The sequence below is a fragment of the Neorhizobium sp. P1_A6 genome (assembly GCF_056406795.1).
The window spans coordinates 73999-93905 of record NZ_JBFTZM010000015.1 but is presented as its reverse complement, the minus strand read 5'-3'; the positions used below and the strand labels follow the sequence as shown (position 1 = coordinate 93905).

The window sequence follows — 19907 nt, the reverse complement described above, 5'->3', positions numbered from 1 at the left end:
GGGCTCAGTCTATCGGCCCCGGTCGGCGGCTCCAAGTCGTAACTTGTCAGCAGATGGGCGGGCTTAAACAGCAAGCGGCCGGGAAAGTCAAGGCTGGCGCGTCGGCTTGTGCCTCGCGCTTGCAGGGATATTCAATTGCTTTATATTGAATATTCAAACCTGCGGATGGTAGCCATGTCCCTTTATATACGCGACGCCAAAGTGAATGAACTCGCTGAAGAAGTTATGCGCCGGCTTGGTACGAAAACCAAGACGGAAGCCGTGCGGGTGGCGCTGGAGAACGAGCTGAAGCGGGCCGATAAAGATATTCCGCTCGCGGAGCGGGTCAAAAAATACCAGCGCCAGATTGCCGAACTTGGTCCGCGCGACCCGAATTTCGATGAAAAGGCCTTTATGGATGAGATGTGGGAGTATTGATGTTTCTCGATGCTTCCGCAATCGTTGCAATCCTACAAGAAGAGGACGCGGGAGCGTCTTTGCTCGATCGTATAGAGGCTGCGGAAGGTCCGGTTTACTATTCCTCGCTTGCCGTCTTTGAGGCGGTCGTCGCTTTGTCGCGCCAAAGGAAGATAGAGACGCTTGGCGAGCACACATCAACGCCGCCCGATCTCATTGCGAAGACGGAAATTTCTGTCGAGGGCTTTTTGAAGGAAATAGGCGCCATTGAAGTTGCTCTTCCTGCTGGGTTACATGCTGTCGCCCTCGAAGCCGCGCGTAGTTATGGCCGGTTCGTCGGCCATCCCGCCAAACTGAACTTCGGCGATTGCTTCTCCTATGCTGCCGCGAAAACGCTTCGGTCGCCGCTACTGTTCGTCGGCAACGATTTTTCAAGGACGGACATAGAGGTCGCATAAATGTGTCCATTCCTTGCGCGCTCTCTTCCCAGGTGTAAGAGCACGCTGATAGACATCTGCCATGAACCGACGAAAATTCCTGAAATGGTCCGGCATCGGCGCGATCGCTGCCCTTGTGGGCGGGTTCACGGCAAGGGGAGCCATGGCTGCCAACAAGTACTACTCCGGTCCGGCTTCCGATCATTTCGACGGAACGTATTTCTTCAATCCGGGTGGGGAGCAGCCGCGCGGCGGGCTTGACCTGCTGCGCTGGAAGCTCGGCGGCAACAACATCGCCTGGCCGGACAGCTTTCCGAGCCCATTTCCTCAGACCGTGCCGGAAACCCGCGTCTCGGGCGACCGGCTGATGGTTACCATGGTCGGCCATGCCGCGATGCTGATCCAGGTAGCCGGTCTCAACATCCTGACCGATCCGGTCTGGGACGATCGCGCCAGTCCGGTGCGTTTTGCCGGCCCCAAGCGGGTCAATCCGCCCGGCATCCGCATCGGCGACCTGCCGCCGATCGATGTCGTACTCGTCACCCATAACCATTACGACCATATGGACCTCGAGACTCTCTGGGTGCTGCAGGGCCGCGACAAGCCGCATTTCGTCACGCCGCTCGGCAATGACGCGCTCATCCGTTCGCGTATCGCGGATGCGAAGATCACGGTGATGGATTGGGGCGGCCGCGAGGAGATCGCCGCAGATATCGGTCCTGGCATCGTCCTGCATTGCGAGCCCTGCCATCACTGGTCGGCGCGCGGCGTAGGCGACCGGCGCATGGCGCTCTGGGCCGCCTTCGTTTTCGAAACCCCGGCCGGCAAGATCTACCATATCGGCGATACGGGCTTCCACCAGGGCATCAACTACCGCGCCGCGCGGGAAAAGCACGGGGCTTTCCGGCTCGCCAACCTGCCGTTCGGCGCCTACGAGCCGCGCTGGTTCATGCAGGCGCAGCACCAGAACCCGCAAGAGGCGGTGGAGGGCATGCTTCTTTGCGATGCGGCTTTCGTGGCCGGCCATCATTGGGGCACGTTCAAGCTGACCGATGAAGGGATCGAACAGCCGCTGGCGGCGCTTCACGCCGCTCTCGATGCGCGCGGCGTTTCCCGGGAGCGCTTCCGGCCGATGCGGCCGGGCGAAGTCTTCGAAGTGCCGACAATTTCCGTCTGAGCACGCCGGAACTGTTGCGAAAACGCGACAGGCAGCCCCGAAGCGGCGGAAATTTCAGTCTCTGCCGCCGCCAATGCCTGGCTGCCCAACATGCTGATTTCACATTAAAACATGAGTATACTTATCATCTTATCCGATGATCTTTGGATCCATTCCAAATCATTGATGTTGCGCCGCTTTTTAGGTGGCGCTAAACGCGGAACCGTTGGTCGGGCAGGTTTCGGCCTTGGGGTTACGGACTTGGACATCAGCCTTATCGAGCAGTTGCAGCAGACCGAGGAGGGGAAGCTGCGGCGGTTCTTTCTTCGGCGCCTGCGCAACAGGGAGGATGCGGCGGACGCGACGCAGGAGACCTTTCTGCGGCTGCTGACGGCATCGCCGAAGGAGGATCTGCGCAATCCGCATGCCTATCTTTTCCAGGTCGCCCGGTCCGTTGCCCATGGCATTACCGCACGGCTGATGCGCGACAGCGCGCTTTTCGACGATGAGCTGGACCAGACACAGGTTGCCGACGAGGCGCCAGGCCCGGAGCGCGTGGTCGCTGCGCGCCAGCAGCTCGGGCTTCTGATCGAGACGATTTCCTCCCTGCCGCCGAAATGCCGGGTGGTGTTCGTGCTCAGCCGGCTCGAAGGACTTTCCAACGGAGAGATCGCAACCAAGCTCGGGATCTCCCGAAACATGGTTGAAAAACACATCATCCGTGCACTCATGGCTTGCCGTCAGGCCCGCCTTGCGGCATTGGCTCCCGCCGGGGGGATTGCGCATGACTAATGTTTCAGACAAGGCGCGTGAGGACGCCATTGCGGAGGAGGCGGCAGGCTGGGTCGCGCGGCTCGGCTCCCATGATGCGACCGATGCGGATCGCCGCCGCTTCGAATTCTGGAGAATGCAGGATCCGGCGCATGCGGCTGCCTTTGAAGAGATGAGCGCTCTCTGGGGCGATCTCGCTGCGGTGCCGAAAACGGTCGTGCCACGTCGGCGCCGGATGGTCGGGGGTGGCATTGCCGCACTGCTTCTGATGGGCTGTCTTGGCATCATCGCCAGCGAGACCGGCCTCATCGCCCGGTATCGTTCGGATTTCTACACGCCGGTCGGCGTCATCCAGCGCATCGACCTCGATGACGGGTCGGTGGTGACGCTCAACACCGATAGCGCGATCAAGGTGCGATACGGCCAGACCGAACGCCGGATCGTGGTCCTGCGCGGCGAAGCATTTTTCGACGTCACCCCGAACCCGGCACGGCCTTTCGTCGTCAGCGGCGACGAAACCCAGGCGATCGCGCTCGGAACCCATTATGCGGTGCGGGTCGGCGAGCGCGACGAGGTGATGGTTGAGGAGGGACATGTGGCGGTGACCGCCGGCTCCCAGCGCGCGGTGCTCGAAACCGGTGGCACCGCCCATCTCGGCGCCGATGGCCGCCTGGCAACTGGCTCCGGCGATGTCGCCGATCTGACGAGCTGGCGCAGCGGCAAGCTGGTCTTCTCCGGCCGACCGCTCGGTGAGGTGCTCGACCGGATCGGCCGCTACCAGCGGGGTCGCATCATGATGCTCGACGACCAGGCCTCGCAGCTGCGGGTCAGCGGCATCTTTGCCATGAACGATGTCGATCAGACTTTCACGGCGCTGCAGGAAAGCCTGCCGATCCGCATCATCCGGCTTTCCGACTGGGTCACGCTAGTCCGTTCGCGCTGAAGACATGCCCATCACAAAAATTGAGTATTAAATTCATCTTTTTTCGAAAACCGACATCAGGAGTTGGAGCCCCCTTTCACTCATAACCACCAGGGACCGCGATGAGAGCGGTCACGAGGTTCGAGTGCAGGGGGCTAAATGAATTTGAGGGGACCGCTTTATTCGCGGCATGTCCGGATTGCGCTTGGTTGCGCATCCTTGCTGGGCGGCATGGCTTCGGCCTTCGCACAGCAGCCGGCGCAAAGCATCCGGTCGCAGCAGGTCGCCGTTTCCATTCCCGCCGGGCCGCTTGAAAACGCACTTCTCGCGCTCGGCCGCCAGACCGACCTGCGTCTCGTCTATCGCAGCGAAATCACCGCCGGAAAGACCACGGGTGGCGTCACCGGTTCGCTGACGCCGTCTGCCGCCCTGTCGCGGCTGCTCTCCGGCACCGGCGTATCCTTTCGGTCAAGCGGCGGCAATACGGTGACGCTGGAGGCGGGTTCGCCTTCGGTTGCAGCGACCGGCGGCGATGCGGATACGACGCTCAAGCCAATTGTTCTGCGCGATGGCGGCAACGGTGGTGCTGCCGACACGCCTTACGAGACACCAGGCTCTACGAGTTATATATCGTCCGAGCAGATCCAACGCTTCCGCGGCTCGTCGGCCGGCGACCTGTTCAAGAACACGCCGGGCATCATCTCCGCCAACAACCACAGCAGCGGTTCCGTCAACGTCAACATTCGCGGCCTGCAGGGCCAGAACCGCGTTCGGGTTGCGATCGACGGTACGCAGCAGACGACGACCACCTGGCGCGGTTACGGCGGCGTCGATGACCGCACCTATATCGATCCGGATCTGATCGGCGGCGTCGGCATTTCCAAGGGACCGACGGGCGGCGCGGCGGGCGCCGGCGTCAATGGCGGCGTGGTCGAGATCACCACGTTGAAAGCCAAGGATATCGTCGAGGACGGCAAGCAATATGGCGGCCGCATCAAGATCGGCGCCCAGGACAACACGACAAGGGATTTTACGGTCAATTCCTACGACCAGCAGACGGATTCGGCCGAATTCTTCGATTTCACCAATGGCTCGGGCAGCTTTGCGCTCGGTACGGTGCAGGACAATTTCGATTTCGTCATCGCCGGTGCCCGCCGCTATCGCGGTAACTATTTCGCCGGCAAGCACGGCAAGAATTACTACGAGTTCCAGGGCCGCAATCAATTCCTCTCGCTCACCAAGCAGGGTGAAGAGGTCTTCAATTCGTCCAACGAATCCACCTCGTTTCTCGCCAAGGGTACGCTTCGCTTCGATGACGACCAGAGCCTGGAACTGGGCTATATCCGCTATGAAAGCCAGTTCGGCCAGATCATGGCCTCGCTTCTGACCTCGGGCGACAACACATTCCGGCAGGCGCCGCTATCCGATGTCACGACCGACACGTTCACCAGCCGTTATCGCTACAATCCCAGCGACCTGATCGATCTCAAGGTCAACGCCTGGCTGAGCATCGTCGACCAGAACTCCATGTCGACGGGTTTCGGTATTTATCTTCCGCAATTCAACATCAAACCGGGTGATGATCCCCGCTACGCCATGACTCATACCTGGGGCGGCGACATTTCGAACACGAGCCTGTTGGACACGGAATACGGGCCCTTCAAGGCCAATTACGGTGTGTCCTACCTGCTCGAGGATATCGATTCCCGACGCTATTACAGCCGCAGTCAGTCAAACAGCCCAGGGGTCAAGATGGATCCCAGTATGGGCAACCGGTCGATCGCCAGCGTGTTTACCGACGGCCAGTGGGAGGCGACAGACTGGCTGACCCTCAATGCCGGGCTGCGCTATGACGGTTACTGGATGAACGACAAGGGTATCGAATCCAGGACCGGTATCCGCCACAAGGAAGGTGGCCGGTTCAACCCGTCCGTCAGCGTCATCGTGGAGCCGATCGAAGGGCTGCAGTTCTACGCGCTTTATGCCGAAGGCATGCGCCCGCCGACCATGCGCGAAACGATGGGCAATGACGGTAACGTCATCCAGAACCCCTATCTGAAGCCCGAGGTCTCGAAGAACTGGGAAGTCGGCATCAACTACAGCAAGGATGGCCTGTTGCTCGCCGACGACGCGTTGCGCTTCAAGCTGTCCTATTTCAACAACAACTACACCGACTATATTTCTCGCGTACCGTCCAATGCGGGGCCGGGCCAGCCGGTCTTCACCTTCGACAATCTCAGGAGCACCCGGTTCTCCGGTATCGAAATCTCCGGCTCCTACGAGGCCGGCCTGTTCTTCAGCGAAGGATCGCTGACCAAGTACCTGAGCTACGAGTTCTGCCGCACTCTTTCCACCTGCTCGGACTCGACCGTGTCGATGGACTATGCCGCCAACCACATGCCGCCCGAGATCATGGCGAGCCTGACGCTCGGCATGCGGCTCTTCGACGACAGGCTGAGTTTTGGCACCCGCTTCACGCATGGCGGTGCGCGCCTGTCGCCGGTCACACAGGAAGCCCGGATGTATACGGGCATGTGGATTCCCTACACGACCGTCGATGCGTTCGCCACCTACAAGATCACCGACCACTTGACGTTCGATCTCCAGGCGGAGAACCTGACGGATCGATTTTACGTGGATGCGCTCGACGGGTTCACTCCCGCTCCCGGACGGACAATCCGGGCGTTCCTGACAGCCAAATTCTAAAACATATAAGCATCTGGACATTGCACGCATGCAGATCGAACTCGAAACAACCGCCGCACCGACCCGGATCCAGCGTCTGAAGGCTCTCACCGATGCCACCCATGAGCGCCTCGACAAACGCATCATGGCGGCCGATCCCTTCGCCAGCCGCGAGCGTTACGCGCTGTTCCTCGCGGTGCAGCATCATTTCCATGCGGATGTCGACCCACTCTATCTCGATCCGCGGCTCAACCGCGTCGTCCCCGATCTTCCGAGCCGGGTCCGGCTTGAAGCGCTGCGCCAGGATATTGCCGACGTGACCGGAAGCGAGCCGCCGGTCCTCACTGCCGGCACGGGCGGGCTTGGTATCCCGGCCGCACTCGGATGGCTGTACGTTGCCGAAGGCTCAAACCTCGGCGCCGCCTTCCTCCTGAAGCAGGCGGCCCGGCTCGGCCTGTCGGAAGAATTCGGCGCCCGCCACCTCGCCGGCCACCCCGCCGGCCGCGGCCTGCACTGGCGCACTTTCGTTGCTGCTTTCAACGGGTTCGAGATGTCCGAGACGGAGGAAACGGAAATGGCCGAAGGCGCCAAGTCGGCGTTTCGGAGGGTGCATGCGCTGGTGGACGAGTTTTTCGTCTGAGGGCGTGGCCTGGGTCCTCAGGCTTGACCCCGCGCCACCCACTGGTAATTCCCTGCCTTTTCCGCCATATACAGCCCAATAGGCGGGCATTCGGCCCGGAATGGATTGGCGTCATGATGGAACTGGTGGAATTCGCGCGGATGAACGGGCTTGGCAACAAGATCCTGGTCGTCGACATGCGCGGACGCACCGACAAGGTGACGCCGCAGGCTGCTATCGCACTCAATGCCGATCCGGCCACCCAGTTCGACCAGATCATGGCCATCCACGATCCGAAGGCTCAAGGCACCGATGCCTGGATCGACATCCTCAATTCCGACGGTACGATGGCGCAGGCCTGCGGCAACGGCACGCGTTGCGTGGTGCAGGCGCTGAGCGCCGAGACCGGCCGCAAGACCTTTACCTTCCAGACCGTCGCCGGCATCCTCAATGCCGTCGAGCATGAGGACGGTACGATCTCGGTCGACATGGGCAAGCCAGTCTTCGAATGGGACCGCATTCCGCTGGCCGAGGAATTTTTCGATACGAGCCGCATCGAGTTGCAGATCGGCCCGATCGATGCGCCAATCCTGCATTCGCCATCCGCCATGTCGATGGGCAATCCGCATGCGATTTTCTGGGTCGACCGTGATCCGATGAGCTTCGACCTCGAACGGTTCGGGCCGCTGCTCGAAAACCATCCGATGTTTCCGGAAAAGGCCAATATCACGCTGGCGCAGGTCACGTCGAAGTTGTCGCTGCGCACCCGCACCTGGGAACGTGGCGCCGGCCTGACGCTCGCCTGCGGTTCGGCCGCCTGTGCCGCCGCCGTTTCCGCCGCCCGCACCGGGCGCACCGGTCGTATGGTGACGATCGACGTTGCCTCCAGCCCGATCCGTCAGCCGCTCGTCATCGAATGGCGCGACGACGATCACGTCGTGATGACCGGTCCAGCCGCATGGGAATGGTCCGGCAAGGTGGATCCGACCATCGGAACCTTCATCCGCGACGACGAGCCAGAGGCCAACCAACGGGGCGAGCCGGAGGCTCGGGTCAATTGAGCGGCGTCGAGGTCATCACCTTCGGCTGTCGGCTCAATACCTATGAATCGGAAGTGATGCGGGCAGAGGCCGAAAAGGCCGGGCTCAACAATGCCATCCTCGTCAACACCTGCGCCGTGACCGGCGAAGCCGTGCGCCAGGCCCGCCAGGCGATCCGCCGGGCGCGGCGTGAAAATCCGCATGCCCGGATCATCGTCACCGGCTGCGCCGCCCAGACCGAAAAAGAGACATTTGCGGGCATGGCGGAAGTCGATGCCGTGCTAGGCAACGAGGAGAAGCTGAAAAGCTCATCCTACCGGGCGCTGCCGGATTTCGGCGTCTCGGCGGAAGAGAAGCTGCGCGTCAACGACATCATGAGCGTGCGCGCCACCGCGCCGCAGATGGTGAAGCATATCGACGGCCACGTGCGTGCCTTCATCCAGGTGCAGAACGGCTGCGATCATCGCTGCACCTTCTGCATCATTCCTTATGGCCGCGGCAATTCCCGCTCGGTGCCGATGGGCGCGGTGGTCGACCAGGCCCGGCGGCTGACGGAAAGCGGTTATCGCGAGATCGTGCTGACCGGCGTCGATGCCACCAGCTATGGCGCCGATCTTCCGGGCCAGCCGTCTCTCGGTTATCTGGCCAAGACGCTGCTCCGCCAGGTGCCTGAGATCCTGCGCCTTCGCCTATCGTCGATCGACAGCATCGAGGCGGACAAACATCTCTGGGGCCTGATCGCCGACGAGCCGCGCTTCATGCCACACCTGCACCTGTCGCTGCAGCATGGCGACGACATGATCCTGAAGCGGATGAAGCGCCGCCACTCGCGCACCGAGGCGCTCGCCTTTACCGAACAGGCGCGGCGCCTGCGCCCGGAGATTGCCTTCGGGGCGGATATGATCGCCGGTTTCCCGACCGAGACCGAAGAGATGTTCGAGAATGCCGCGACGATGGCGGAGGAGGCTGGCATCTCGTTCCTGCACGTCTTTCCCTATAGCCCGCGTCCGGGCACGCCGGCTGCGCGGATGCCGCAGGTCGATCGGGCTGTTGTCAAGGACCGGGCGGCACGGCTGCGGGCCCGGGGCGAGGTGCTGCATCGTCTCCACCTCGATCGCATGGTCGGCACCGAGCAGGCGATCATCGTCGAGAACAACGGCATGGCGCATACGGAAAACTTTTCGCTGGTGGCGGCGCCGCGCCTTGTTCCTCGCGAGTTCAAGCGCGTTATGATTACCGGCCATAACGGCAAACATCTGGAAATGCAGGTCGCGTCCGCCCTTGTCCCGTCTCGGGCGGCGTAACCGGAACAGGTTCTCATGGCATTGGGCTTCATCAAACGCGTCTTCACCTTCGGCAAACCCGCCGAGGAACCGGCACCCGATGCGGCAAAGCCGGAGGATGCCGCTGCCATCCAGGCGGAACTGGAGCCGAAGTCGCGCGACGAAGACCTGCCGGTCTCGCCCGTCGATCCGGTTGCGCCGGCCGAGATCGAGACGGCCGGTGGGCCAGTTGCGGATGTGGCGGCGGAGAATGTCGAGCCGGCCGAGCCGGAGACTGCCGAAGAGGATGAGCCGGCGCTGCTTCCCGGGGTCGAGAGCGTGCCGGATATCGGCATGGTGCCGCTTTCGCTGCTGCAGGCGGAAGCAGAGGCCGAGGCAGTCGAAGAGGGCGCGGCATCTCCGGAGGCACCCCCCTCTGTCCTACCGGACATCTCCCCCTCAAGGGGGGAGATTACGGATGAGCCGTCGCGCCCGACATCCGGCACTGACGTCGTTGACTCTGCTGCCGGTGCCACGGTTTCGAAATTGGATTTGGAGCAGGAAGCCCCCCGCTTGCCGATCTCCCCCCTTGAGGGGGAGATGTCCGGCAGGACAGAGGGGGGTGTTTCTCCAGACGAAGAGGTTCCTGCTCCAAGCGAAACGCCCAGCCCAGAACCCACCCTCCCCAGAGGCTTCTCCACCGCCCGCCAGGAATCGACGCCCGAACCCCTCGCGCCGGCTCCAAAACTCACCTGGTTCCAGCGCCTGCGCGCCGGCCTTGCGCGCACGTCGTCGCAGCTGACCGGCCAGATTGGTGCGCTTTTTACCAAGCGTAAGCTGGACGAGGAAACGCTGGAGCAGCTCGAAGACCTGCTGATCCAGGCCGATCTCGGGGTCGAGACCGCCATGCGCGTCACCGGGGCGCTGTCCTCCGAGCGCTACGGCAAGGACGTGACCGGCGAGGACGTGTCGCGGATCATGGCCGAGGAGATCACCAGGGTTTTGGGCGCGGTCGCCAAACCGCTGACGCTCGATCTCAATCACAAGCCGCATGTCATCCTCGTCGTCGGCGTCAACGGCACCGGCAAGACCACGACGATCGGCAAGCTCGCCGCAAAACTCTCCGGCTCCGGCCTCAAGGTCATGCTCGCCGCCGGCGACACGTTTCGCGCGGCCGCCATCGAGCAGCTGAAGATCTGGGCGGACCGCACCGGTTCGACCTTCATCGGCACCAAGCTCGGCGCCGATGCCGCAGGACTTGCCTATGACGCCTACGAGCAGGCGCGCGCCAACAAATCGGATGTATTGATCATCGATACTGCCGGCCGGCTGCAGAACCGCACCGAGCTGATGGCCGAACTCGAAAAGATCGTCCGCGTGCTCGGCAAGCTCGATCCCGACGCCCCGCACACCGTGCTGCAGACGCTGGATGCCACGACCGGCCAGAACGCCATGAACCAGGTCGAGATTTTCCGGAACGTTGCGGGGGTCAGCGGGCTTATCATGACGAAGCTCGACGGCACGGCGCGCGGCGGCATTCTGGTGGCGATCGCCGCCAAGCATAAGCTGCCGGTCTATTTCATAGGCGTCGGCGAAGGTGTCGACGATCTCGAACCCTTCGAGGCGCAGGATTTTGCGCGCGCCATTGCGGGTTTGACGCATTGATGACACAGAATGACGATTTGGCTTCGCCGATAACGGCCTCAAAGTTGGAACCCATGCAGACGATCGAAAGCGACATCACGCCGACCAAGGAAGAAAAGCAGCATCCGATGCTGAAGCTCGCGCTGGAAATCGGGCCGCTCCTGGTGTTCTTCTTCGGCAACCTGCGCGGCGAATGGCTGGTTGCGCAATTCCCGGCGCTTTCGGCGGTCGGCGGCCCACTTCTGGTGGCGACCGCGCTGTTCATGGTGGCAACCGTCATCTCGCTGATCGTCTCGAAGATCGTCTTCCACCATCTGCCTATCATGCCGATGGTGTCCGGCGTCGTGGTGCTGATCTTTGGTTCGCTGTCGATCTGGCTGCAGGACGAAACCTTCATCAAGATGAAGCCGACCATCGTCAACTCGCTCTTCGGCGTCGCGCTGCTCGGCGGGCTGCTGTTTGGCAAATCGCTGCTCGGCTACGTCTTCAACGCCGCCTTCCAGCTCGACGAGGCCGGCTGGAAGAAGCTGACTCTGCGCTGGGGGATCTTCTTCCTATTCCTGGCCGTCATCAACGAGGTCGTCTGGCGGAATTTCTCCGATGTGGTGTGGGTCAATTTCAAGGTCTGGGGCACTATGCCGATCACCATCATCTTCACGATCGCACAGATGCCGCTGATCATGCGCCACACGATCCAGGAACCGGCACCCGAGGTCGAAAAGTGACGGCAGCGGAATTTTCCCCCTCGAGTTCGTCGCCGAAACGCTGGCTTCTTGCCGCGCTCATCCTTTTCCTGCTCCAGATCGCCATCCTCTATGCGATGGGCCGCATTCCGATCTGCGAATGCGGTTATGTGAAACTCTGGGAAGGCGGCGTGAATACCAGCGGCAATTCGCAGCATCTCTCCGACTGGTACACGCCGTCGCATATCATCCACGGTTTCCTGTTCTACGGTCTCGGCTGGCTGATCCTGCGCCGCGCCCCGATCGCGGCCCGACTGTCGCTGGCAGTCTTGATCGAAGCCGCCTGGGAACTCCTCGAAAACTCTCCTCTCATCATCGACCGCTACCGCACGGCGACGATGGCGCTCGGTTATACCGGCGACAGCATCCTCAATTCGGCGATGGACACCGTATTCATGGCGGTTGGTTTTTTTGTCGCCTCGCGCCTGCCGGTCTGGCTGACCATTGCGATCGCCATCTTCTTCGAACTGGCGACCGGCTACATCATCCGTGATAACCTGACGCTCAACGTGCTGATGCTGATCTGGCCGGTGGATGCGGTGCGGGTGTGGCAGGGTGGGCTGTAGTGCCGGACGGGTTTTGACTGGGGGCGATTTTCCTCACCCCGAGAAAAATCCGCCCAACCTCATCAACGCTTTAGCCATATTCACTTCCCCCTTCATCCCCGCCTCCCGAACCCATCCCATAATCACCCCCGTCATCGGATGGGAAAACCGGGTTCGCGAACCGGCCTCCTCGTCCAAGGTTTTTCGGACCCCGGTTTCCGGTGATGGCTGCAAAGGTGGGTAACGAGGCCTGGCAATCCTCGAAAGACCATCGAAACAGTCGGGGCAGGCAAAAATACCTACCTCCCACATACTCGATACCGCCTGCCCCATTCCCAAACCAAAACCGCGCTGGACAAGATGTCCCGCGCGGCCAAAACTGCTTGTATTCACGTGGCGGATTTTCGTGCCTGATCAGCCTTTCGCAGACGCCTTCTCGATCGCCGGCATGAGATCCTGCGTCAGGCTGCGCGCGTCGAACGGACCGACCCGCTTGTAGAGGATCGTGCCATCAGGCGCGACCAGATAACTTTCCGGAATGCCGTAGACACCCCAGTCGATCGCCGCCTTGCCGTTCGGATCGACGCCGATCGCTTTGTAGGGGTTGCCGAGTTCGCCAAGGAAACGCAGCGCGTTGTCGTTGCGGTCCTTGTAGTTGATCCCGACGATGGTGAGCCGGCCGTCGTTCGCCAATTCCTTCAGGATCGGGTGTTCCTGGCGGCAGGGCACGCACCAAGAGGCGAAGACGTTGACCAGCGTCAGCTTGCCGGCGATCGCCGCGGTCGTCAGCGCTGCGGTGTTCGAGCCTTCAAGCGGCGGCAACGCCAGCGACGGCGCCTTCTTGCCGATCAGGGCCGAGGGGATGGCCGAAACGTCGCGGCCGTTGACGTCCTGGTCGTAGAGCATTTTGCCGGCGACGCCGGCAAAACCGAGGAAAATCACCAGCGGGATCAGCGGCAGCGCATAACGCGCCAGGCTTTTGCGTGGGGCGGGTTGGTTTCCGGTCTCGACGCTCATGCTGCGTCACCTGTCGGCTGGGCGGAGCGGCGGCGGATGCCGGAAGCCTCGAGTTCGGCCAGCTCTTTTTGACGCGTGCGCCCGTCTAGCCACGTCCAGGCGATCAGACAGAGGATGACGGTCGCCGCAACGGCATAAGACATGACGATATAGAACGTGTGGGTCATAGTTCCTTAAGCCTCCCGGCCGGCCAAACGTGCGGCCATGCGGCGCTGGGCGGCGACGCGGCGGCGCCAGATCTCGTTGCGCATCGCCATCACATGCAGGGTGAAGAACAGCAGGGTGAAGGCGATCGCCATGATCAGCAGCGGCCAGAGGAATTCCTGGTCGATGGTCGGGCCGCCCATGCGGATGACGCTGGCCGGCTGGTGCAGCGTGTTCCACCAGTCGACCGAGAATTTTATGATCGGGATGTTGACGAAACCGACGAGGATCAGCACGGCGGAGACGCGGGCCGCCCGCGACGGATCGTCCATGGCGCGGTTGAGCGCGATCAGGCCGAGATACATCAGGAACAGCACGAAGACCGAGGTCAGCCGGGCATCCCACACCCACCACGTGCCCCACATCGGCTTGCCCCAGAGCGAACCGGTGGCGAGCGCGATCAGCGTGAAGGCGGCGCCGAGCGGGGCGGCGGCCTTGTGGCTGACGTCGGCGAGCGGGTGGCGCCAGACCAGCGTGCCGATCGCCGAAACGGCCATCACCGTGTAGCACATCATCGACAGCCAGGCGGAGGGCACATGCACGTACATGATACGCACCGTCGCGCCCTGCTGGTAATCGCCTTCCGTCGTGAAGCTCAGATAGAGCCCGATCGCGAAGAGCATCACGGTCGCCGCCGCCATCCACGGCAGGATGCGGGCCGCCAGCGCCAGAAATCGCGTCGGGTTGGCCAGGTCGCTGAACTTGCTGATGGCGAGGCTTTCGGTCATGGGCACTTTCTAATATGCGCGCGGAAAAATCAGCTTGATCCTGGTCAATTCGCCGGTCGTCGATCCGATCCCGTTCAATCCGATTCTAGTCAATCGCCGGCATTGCGCAACGCCAGTGCCGCGCCGAGCGGCCCGAGGACGGCAAAAAACATCGTGATCGCCACCAATATCAGGAAAGGCGGCATAAACGGGGCAGGATCCTCGACCGCCGCATAGGAAGCGCTGACCCCGAAGATCAGAACGGGGATCGCAAGCGGCAGGACGAGGATTGAGACCAGCAGCCCGCCGCGCGGCAAAGCCACTGCAACCGCCGCGCCGACCGCGCCGATGAAGGTCAGTGCCGGCGTGCCGACCAGGAGCGTCAGCATGGTGGCGCCGATCGCCACCTCGTCCATGTTCATGAAGAGGCCGAGCAGCGGTGAGGCGATCACCAAGGGCAGGCCGTTGCCGAGCCAGTGGGCCAGGCATTTGACCAGCACGGTCAGCACCAGCGGGTGTTCCTGCATCAGAAGAAGGTCGAGCGATCCGTCTTCTCGCTCGGTCTGGAACAGGCGGTCGAGGCCGAGCAGGGCCGACAGCAGCGCGCCGATCCAGACGATCGCGGGGCCGATGCGGGAGAGGAGGTTGAGGTCGGGGCCAACGCCGAAGGGGATGACGGCGACGACGGTCATGAAGAAGAGGACGCCGATCAGGGCGCCTCCGCCGGCTCGCACCGAGAGCTTCAGGTCGCGGAGGAGAAGGGCGGTCATGATAGGACGCTCCGTGTCTGGGGCTTACCCCCCTCTGCCCTGCCGGGCATCTCCCCCAACTCAGTTCCCGTCATCCTCGGGCTTGACCCGAGGATCCACTTTTCGTGCCGGAAGGTATCGATCCGGTCCAATCGGTATAGTTCGGAGGCTGGGATCCTCGGGTCAAGCCCGAGGATGACGGCGAGAGGGCGGCGGATGGCGGCGAGTATGGGGGTGCGTGGAACCCCTCCCCCTTGTGGGGAGGGGTTGGGGAGGGGACTTTTCACCCGGTATGAAAACCCCTCCCGCCTGCCGGCAACCCTCCCCACAAGGGGGAGGGTTAGGATTGCCGCGTCGCCGCAGGCTCCATTTGCCGGAGCGTTGTCCTCAAGAGGAGGATGCCCGGCAGGGCAGAGGGGGGTAATGCAGGACAGGACGATCACCATCTCCCCTCCGCCACGCCTGCAAACCCCGTCATCTTCAGTTCCTTTGTATTCTCAAGTCCAAGCGGCTGGTGGGTCGCGGCCAGCACAATGCCACCGGTCGCGAGATGCGCATTGATGAGCCCCGTAAACACCCCCTCCGCACTGACATCGAGGGCCGCCGTCGGCTCATCGAGGATCCAGACCGGGCGATAAGCGACGAGCAGCTTGGCAAACGCCATGCGGCGCTGCTGGCCGGCGGAGAGATAACCGAAGGGCAGGTGGATGATGCCGTCAAGGCCGACGGTCTCGGCGGCCTCGGCCGGAGAGATGCTCTCGCCGCCATTCACGTCGCCAAAAAACTCCTTCCAGAAGGAGAGATTTTCAAAGACCGTCAGTTCCGCCTTCATCGCGTTGCGGTGGCCGAGATAATGACAGGCCTCGGCGGTGCGCATCCCCGATTCGGCTTTGTCCGAAATCCAGGCGACGCGACCGGTCTCCGGGTGCAGCAATCCGGCCACGACGCGCAGCAGCGTCGATTTCCCCGATCCGTTGCGGCCGGTCAGGACCAGGCTTTCACCGGCTCCGAGGTCAAAGGAGATATCCGTGAAAATCAGGTCTTCGCCGCGTCTTGCGCTCAAGTTTTCGGCCAAAAGCCGCATGCCGGAGACCTTCATTAAGATTTTAATCATCGCGATCCGAAAATTTATTCGGAATGGGCGCCAAGCGTCTGGAACCCTTCTTAGAAATTATCTATAAGCACTGCAACCACGCCAGCGGCCGGCGTGATTTCAATCTTCCGCCGAACTTGAAGATCCCAAAAAATCTTCTCGTGCGGACAGCGGAAATGGTCGTACCCGCATCCTGATGTGCATGAAGTGCATAGGCGTCCGCACGCGCGTGTTGGCTCTTTAATCAGCGGGGTTTATTCCGTGGCTAAGTCTCTCGACAGTTTCAATTGTCGCTCCATCCTTACCGTAGGCGGTAAGGATTACGTTTACTACAGCCTTCCCAAGGCCGAACAGAACGGCCTGGCCGGTGTTTCGAAGCTGCCCTTCTCCATGAAGGTGCTGCTCGAAAACCTGCTCCGCTTTGAAGACGGCCAGTCCGTCACCAAGGAACAGATCCTCACCGTTGCCGAATGGCTGAACAACAAGGGTCTGACGGAAGCGGAAATCGCCTACCGTCCGGCCCGCGTGCTGATGCAGGACTTCACCGGCGTTCCCGCCGTCGTCGACCTTGCCGCGATGCGCGATGCGATGGTGTCGCTCGGCGGCGATCCGGAAAAGATCAACCCGCTGGTTCCCGTCGACCTCGTCATCGACCACTCGGTTATCGTCGACGAATTCGGCACGCCGACCGCGTTTGCCAAGAACGTCGAGCTCGAATACGAGCGCAACGGCGAGCGCTACCGCTTCCTGAAGTGGGGCCAGCAGGCGTTCAAGAATTTCCGCGTCGTTCCCCCGGGCACCGGCATCTGTCACCAGGTCAATCTCGAATATCTCGGCCAGACGGTCTGGACCAAGGAAGAGGACGGCGAAACGATCGCCTATCCGGACACCTGCGTCGGCACCGATTCGCACACCACGATGATCAACGGCCTCGGCGTTCTCGGCTGGGGTGTGGGCGGCATCGAAGCGGAAGCCTCAATGCTCGGTCAGCCGGTCTCGATGCTGCTGCCGGAAGTCATCGGCTTCAAGCTCACCGGCAAGCTCAAGGAAGGCGTCACCGCGACCGACCTCGTGCTCACCGTCGTGCAGATGCTGCGCAAGAAGGGCGTTGTTTCCAAGTTCGTCGAATTCTTCGGTCCGGGCATGGACAACATGCCGCTCGCCGACCGCGCGACGATCGGCAACATGGGTCCGGAATACGGCGCGACCTGCGGCTTCTTCCCCGTCGATGGCGAAACCATCAACTACCTGACGATGTCCGGCCGCACGCATGAGCGGATCGCACTGGTCGAGGCCTATTCCAAGGTCCAGGGCATGTGGCGCGAAGGCGATGGTTCCGACCTCGTCTTCACCGACACGCTGGAACTCGACCTCAACGACGTCGTGCCGTCGATGGCCGGCCCGAAGCGTCCGGAAGGCCGCATCTCGCTCGACAAGATCGCTTCCGGTTTCGCCGGCTCGCTCGATACCGAATACAAGAAGCCCGGCCAGCTCGACAATCGTTACCCCGTCGAGGGCACGGATTTCGATCTCGGCCATGGCGACGTGGCGATTGCCGCGATCACGTCCTGCACCAACACCTCCAACCCGTCGGTGCTGATCGCTGCCGGCCTTCTCGCCCGCAACGCGGTTGCCAAGGGCCTGAAGTCCAAGCCGTGGGTCAAGACTTCGCTTGCACCGGGATCCCAGGTCGTCGGCGAATACCTTGCCAAGTCCGGCCTGCAGGCCGATCTCGACAAGCTCGGCTTCAACCTTGTCGGTTTCGGCTGCACCACCTGCATCGGCAATTCCGGCCCGCTGCCGGCGCCGATCTCGAAGACGATCAACGACAAGGGCCTGATCGCCGCCGGCGTGCTCTCGGGCAACCGCAACTTCGAAGGCCGCATCTCGCCGGACGTCCAGGCGAACTACCTCGCTTCGCCGCCGCTCGTCGTTGCTTATGCGCTCGCCGGTTCGGTCCAGAAGGACCTGACCTCCGAGCCGCTCGGCGAAGACCAGAACGGCAACCCGGTCTTCCTCAAGGACATCTGGCCGACCTCGAAGGAAGTCCAGGAATTCATCCTGAAATACGTCACCCGCGAACTCTACGAAACCAAGTATGCGGACGTGTTCAAGGGCGACGAGAACTGGCAGGCGGTCAAGGTTCCTCCGGGTCAGACCTATGCCTGGGACGACGATTCGACCTATGTGCAGAACCCGCCCTATTTCGTCGGCATGGGCAAGACCGGTTCGGGCCTCAAGAACATCAAGGGCGCCCGCGTCCTCGGTCTCTTCGGCGACAAGATCACCACCGACCACATCTCGCCTGCCGGTTCGATCAAGGCTGCTTCACCGGCCGGTGCGTACCTTACGGGCCATGGCGTCGGCGTTGCCGACTTCAACCAGTACGGCACACGCCGCGGCAACCATGAAGTGATGATGCGCGGCACGTTCGCCAACATCCGCATCCGCAATTACATGCTCGGCCCGAACGGCAAGGAAGGCGGCTACACCTTCCACTATCCGTCCAAGGAAGAGATGTCGATCTACGACGCGGCCATGCAGTACAAGGCGGAGGGCGTTCCGCTCGTCATCTTCGCCGGCGTCGAATACGGTAACGGTTCGTCGCGCGACTGGGCCGCGAAGGGCACCAACCTGCTCGGCGTCAAGGCGGTCATCGCCCAGTCCTTCGAGCGTATCCACCGCTCGAACCTGGTCGGCATGGGCGTCGTTCCTTTCGTCTTCGAAGAGGGCACGACCTGGGCCAGCCTCGACCTCAAGGGCGACGAGACTGTCGAGATTCTCGGTCTCGAAGGCGACATCAAGCCGCGCGAATGGAAGACCGCCAAGATCACCTACGGCGACGGCACGGTGAAGGAAATCAACATCCTCTGCCGCATCGATACGCTCGACGAGGTCATCTACATGAACAATGGCGGCATTCTGCAGACCGTCCTGCGCGACCTCGCAGCCTAAGCGACAAAGCCACCCGCAGGCTGGGCCTGCGGGTGGTCTTCTGCACAACCCCATCGGTCCTCATTCCCGTGCTTGTCACAGGAATCCAGCCAGCCCAAGTCCTTGGGCTGAAAGAGTCTCCCGACCCCGATAGACATCGGGTCACTGGATTCCTGTGACAAGCACAGAAATGAGGGAGGTGGAGGCCCTCGATCCCAGCTGTCCCAAGGTCCCGCGCCCTTGACCGTCGTCATCCTCACCGGAATGGCCGTCACCGTTTTCCTGACATCGTTGCTTTCGGGAATTTTTGGCATGGCGGGTGGGCTGATCCTGCTCTGGGTGCTGCTTTTCCTTTATCCCGTCGGTACTGCGATTGCCTTCCACGGCATCATCCAGATGGTGTCGAACGGATCGCGCGCCTGGTTTTCCCGCGCCTATATCGACTACCGCATCCTCGGCATCCTCTGCCTCGGCGTCGCCGTTTCGGCGGCGGTGCTGTTCTCGGTCAACTACGCGCCGGACCTGGTCGTCGTGCTGATCGGAGTGGGGCTGATGCCGATCCTGGTTTGGCTGCCCGTCAAGCGACTGCAGCTCGATGCGTCAAAGCCGCTGCATGCTTTCATCTGCGGGCTGTTTTCCGGCGCACTGACGATCAGCGTCGGCGTCGCGGGGCCGACGGTCGATATCTTCTTTATCCGCACCCAGATGGACCGCCGCAAGATTATCGCCACCAAGGCGTCGATCCAGACGCTTTCGCATCTCACGAAGGTCGCCTTCTATTGGAACGCGGCTTCCGGCCTGCCAGCCTCCGACTGGATTTCGATCCTGCTCGCCGCGCCGATCGCCATCCTCGGCGCGCATGTCGGCAATGGCATCCTGCAGAAGATGACCGACCAGAATTTCCGCGCCTGGACGCGCTGGGTCGTCACCGGCGTGGGTGCCGTTTATTTTACTCAGGGCTTGCTTAAACTGATTTGACCTCA

Annotated in this window: 19 protein-coding genes; 14 read left to right on the top strand and 5 right to left on the bottom strand. The window is 62.0% G+C overall.

The window, feature by feature from the left end; genetic code table 11:
- Window positions 1-135 precede the first annotated feature (135 nt).
- From AC1D3C_RS24735 to AC1D3C_RS24680, 12 genes are all read left to right on the top strand, one after another.
- Complete coding sequence (locus tag AC1D3C_RS24735; RefSeq protein ID WP_367396514.1) at window positions 136-417, top strand: type II toxin-antitoxin system VapB family antitoxin; 282 nt, start codon at window positions 136-138, stop codon at window positions 415-417.
- Complete coding sequence (locus AC1D3C_RS24730) at window positions 417-854, top strand: type II toxin-antitoxin system VapC family toxin (RefSeq protein WP_477484720.1); 438 nt, start codon at window positions 417-419, stop codon at window positions 852-854. Before AC1D3C_RS24735 ends, AC1D3C_RS24730 begins: the two co-directional genes overlap by 1 nt.
- Before the next feature lie 61 nt (window positions 855-915).
- Complete coding sequence (locus AC1D3C_RS24725; RefSeq protein ID WP_477484719.1) at window positions 916-2010, top strand: MBL fold metallo-hydrolase; 1095 nt, start codon at window positions 916-918, stop codon at window positions 2008-2010.
- 165 nt (window positions 2011-2175) lie between these two features.
- Window positions 2176-2781 (top strand): RNA polymerase sigma factor, encoded by a 606-nt coding sequence (locus AC1D3C_RS24720; protein WP_477484718.1) that lies wholly within the window; start codon window positions 2176-2178, stop codon window positions 2779-2781.
- Window positions 2774-3703 carry a FecR family protein gene (locus AC1D3C_RS24715; RefSeq protein ID WP_477484717.1) on the top strand — a complete coding sequence of 310 codons (930 nt, stop codon included), beginning with the start codon at window positions 2774-2776 and terminating at the stop codon, window positions 3701-3703. Before AC1D3C_RS24720 ends, AC1D3C_RS24715 begins: the two co-directional genes overlap by 8 nt.
- Window positions 3704-3841: 138 nt before the next feature.
- Window positions 3842-6388 carry a TonB-dependent receptor gene (locus AC1D3C_RS24710; RefSeq protein ID WP_477484716.1) on the top strand — a complete coding sequence of 849 codons (2547 nt, stop codon included), beginning with the start codon at window positions 3842-3844 and terminating at the stop codon, window positions 6386-6388.
- A gap of 28 nt (window positions 6389-6416) precedes the next feature.
- Window positions 6417-7007 carry a biliverdin-producing heme oxygenase gene (locus AC1D3C_RS24705; protein WP_477484715.1) on the top strand — a complete coding sequence of 197 codons (591 nt, stop codon included), beginning with the start codon at window positions 6417-6419 and terminating at the stop codon, window positions 7005-7007.
- 113 nt (window positions 7008-7120) lie between these two features.
- A complete protein-coding gene (dapF, locus tag AC1D3C_RS24700; RefSeq protein ID WP_477484714.1) occupies window positions 7121-8047 on the top strand; it encodes a diaminopimelate epimerase in 927 nt (308 codons plus the stop codon).
- On the top strand, window positions 8044-9330 hold the full coding sequence (mtaB, locus tag AC1D3C_RS24695; RefSeq protein WP_477484713.1) for a tRNA (N(6)-L-threonylcarbamoyladenosine(37)-C(2))-methylthiotransferase MtaB: 1287 nt from the start codon (window positions 8044-8046) through the stop codon (window positions 9328-9330). The genes dapF and mtaB overlap by 4 nt, the downstream gene beginning before the upstream one ends.
- Window positions 9331-9345: 15 nt before the next feature.
- On the top strand, window positions 9346-10953 hold the full coding sequence (gene ftsY / locus AC1D3C_RS24690; protein ID WP_477484712.1) for a signal recognition particle-docking protein FtsY: 1608 nt from the start codon (window positions 9346-9348) through the stop codon (window positions 10951-10953).
- 53 nt (window positions 10954-11006) lie between these two features.
- Window positions 11007-11657 carry a septation protein A gene (locus AC1D3C_RS24685; protein ID WP_477484711.1) on the top strand — a complete coding sequence of 217 codons (651 nt, stop codon included), beginning with the start codon at window positions 11007-11009 and terminating at the stop codon, window positions 11655-11657.
- Complete coding sequence (locus AC1D3C_RS24680) at window positions 11654-12241, top strand: DUF2585 domain-containing protein (protein ID WP_477484710.1); 588 nt, start codon at window positions 11654-11656, stop codon at window positions 12239-12241. The genes AC1D3C_RS24685 and AC1D3C_RS24680 overlap by 4 nt, the downstream gene beginning before the upstream one ends.
- A gap of 393 nt (window positions 12242-12634) precedes the next feature.
- Here AC1D3C_RS24680 and AC1D3C_RS24675 read toward each other — a convergent pair whose 3' ends face one another.
- From AC1D3C_RS24675 to ccmA, 5 genes are all read right to left on the bottom strand, one after another.
- On the bottom strand, window positions 12635-13237 hold the full coding sequence (locus AC1D3C_RS24675; RefSeq protein ID WP_477484709.1) for a DsbE family thiol:disulfide interchange protein: 603 nt from the start codon (window positions 13235-13237) through the stop codon (window positions 12635-12637).
- Complete coding sequence (gene ccmD / locus AC1D3C_RS24670) at window positions 13234-13404, bottom strand: heme exporter protein CcmD (RefSeq protein WP_477484708.1); 171 nt, start codon at window positions 13402-13404, stop codon at window positions 13234-13236. Before ccmD ends, AC1D3C_RS24675 begins: the two co-directional genes overlap by 4 nt.
- A gap of 6 nt (window positions 13405-13410) precedes the next feature.
- The gene (locus AC1D3C_RS24665; RefSeq protein WP_477484707.1) at window positions 13411-14169 is read right to left on the bottom strand and encodes a heme ABC transporter permease; all 759 of its coding nucleotides are present in this window, start codon (window positions 14167-14169) and stop codon (window positions 13411-13413) included.
- Between the two features lie 89 nt (window positions 14170-14258).
- Window positions 14259-14918 (bottom strand): heme exporter protein CcmB, encoded by a 660-nt coding sequence (gene ccmB, locus AC1D3C_RS24660; RefSeq protein ID WP_037081467.1) that lies wholly within the window; start codon window positions 14916-14918, stop codon window positions 14259-14261.
- A 418-nt stretch (window positions 14919-15336) separates the two neighbouring features.
- A complete protein-coding gene (ccmA, locus tag AC1D3C_RS24655) occupies window positions 15337-15981 on the bottom strand; it encodes a heme ABC exporter ATP-binding protein CcmA (RefSeq protein ID WP_477484729.1) in 645 nt (214 codons plus the stop codon).
- Between the two features lie 270 nt (window positions 15982-16251).
- On the opposite strand from ccmA, the gene acnA reads away from it, so the two are divergent.
- On the top strand, window positions 16252-18945 hold the full coding sequence (gene acnA, locus AC1D3C_RS24650; protein ID WP_477484706.1) for an aconitate hydratase AcnA: 2694 nt from the start codon (window positions 16252-16254) through the stop codon (window positions 18943-18945).
- 219 nt (window positions 18946-19164) lie between these two features.
- Entirely contained in the window at window positions 19165-19902 is a 738-nt protein-coding gene (locus tag AC1D3C_RS24645) for a sulfite exporter TauE/SafE family protein (RefSeq protein WP_038546634.1), read from the top strand.
- Window positions 19903-19907: the final 5 nt, after the last annotated feature.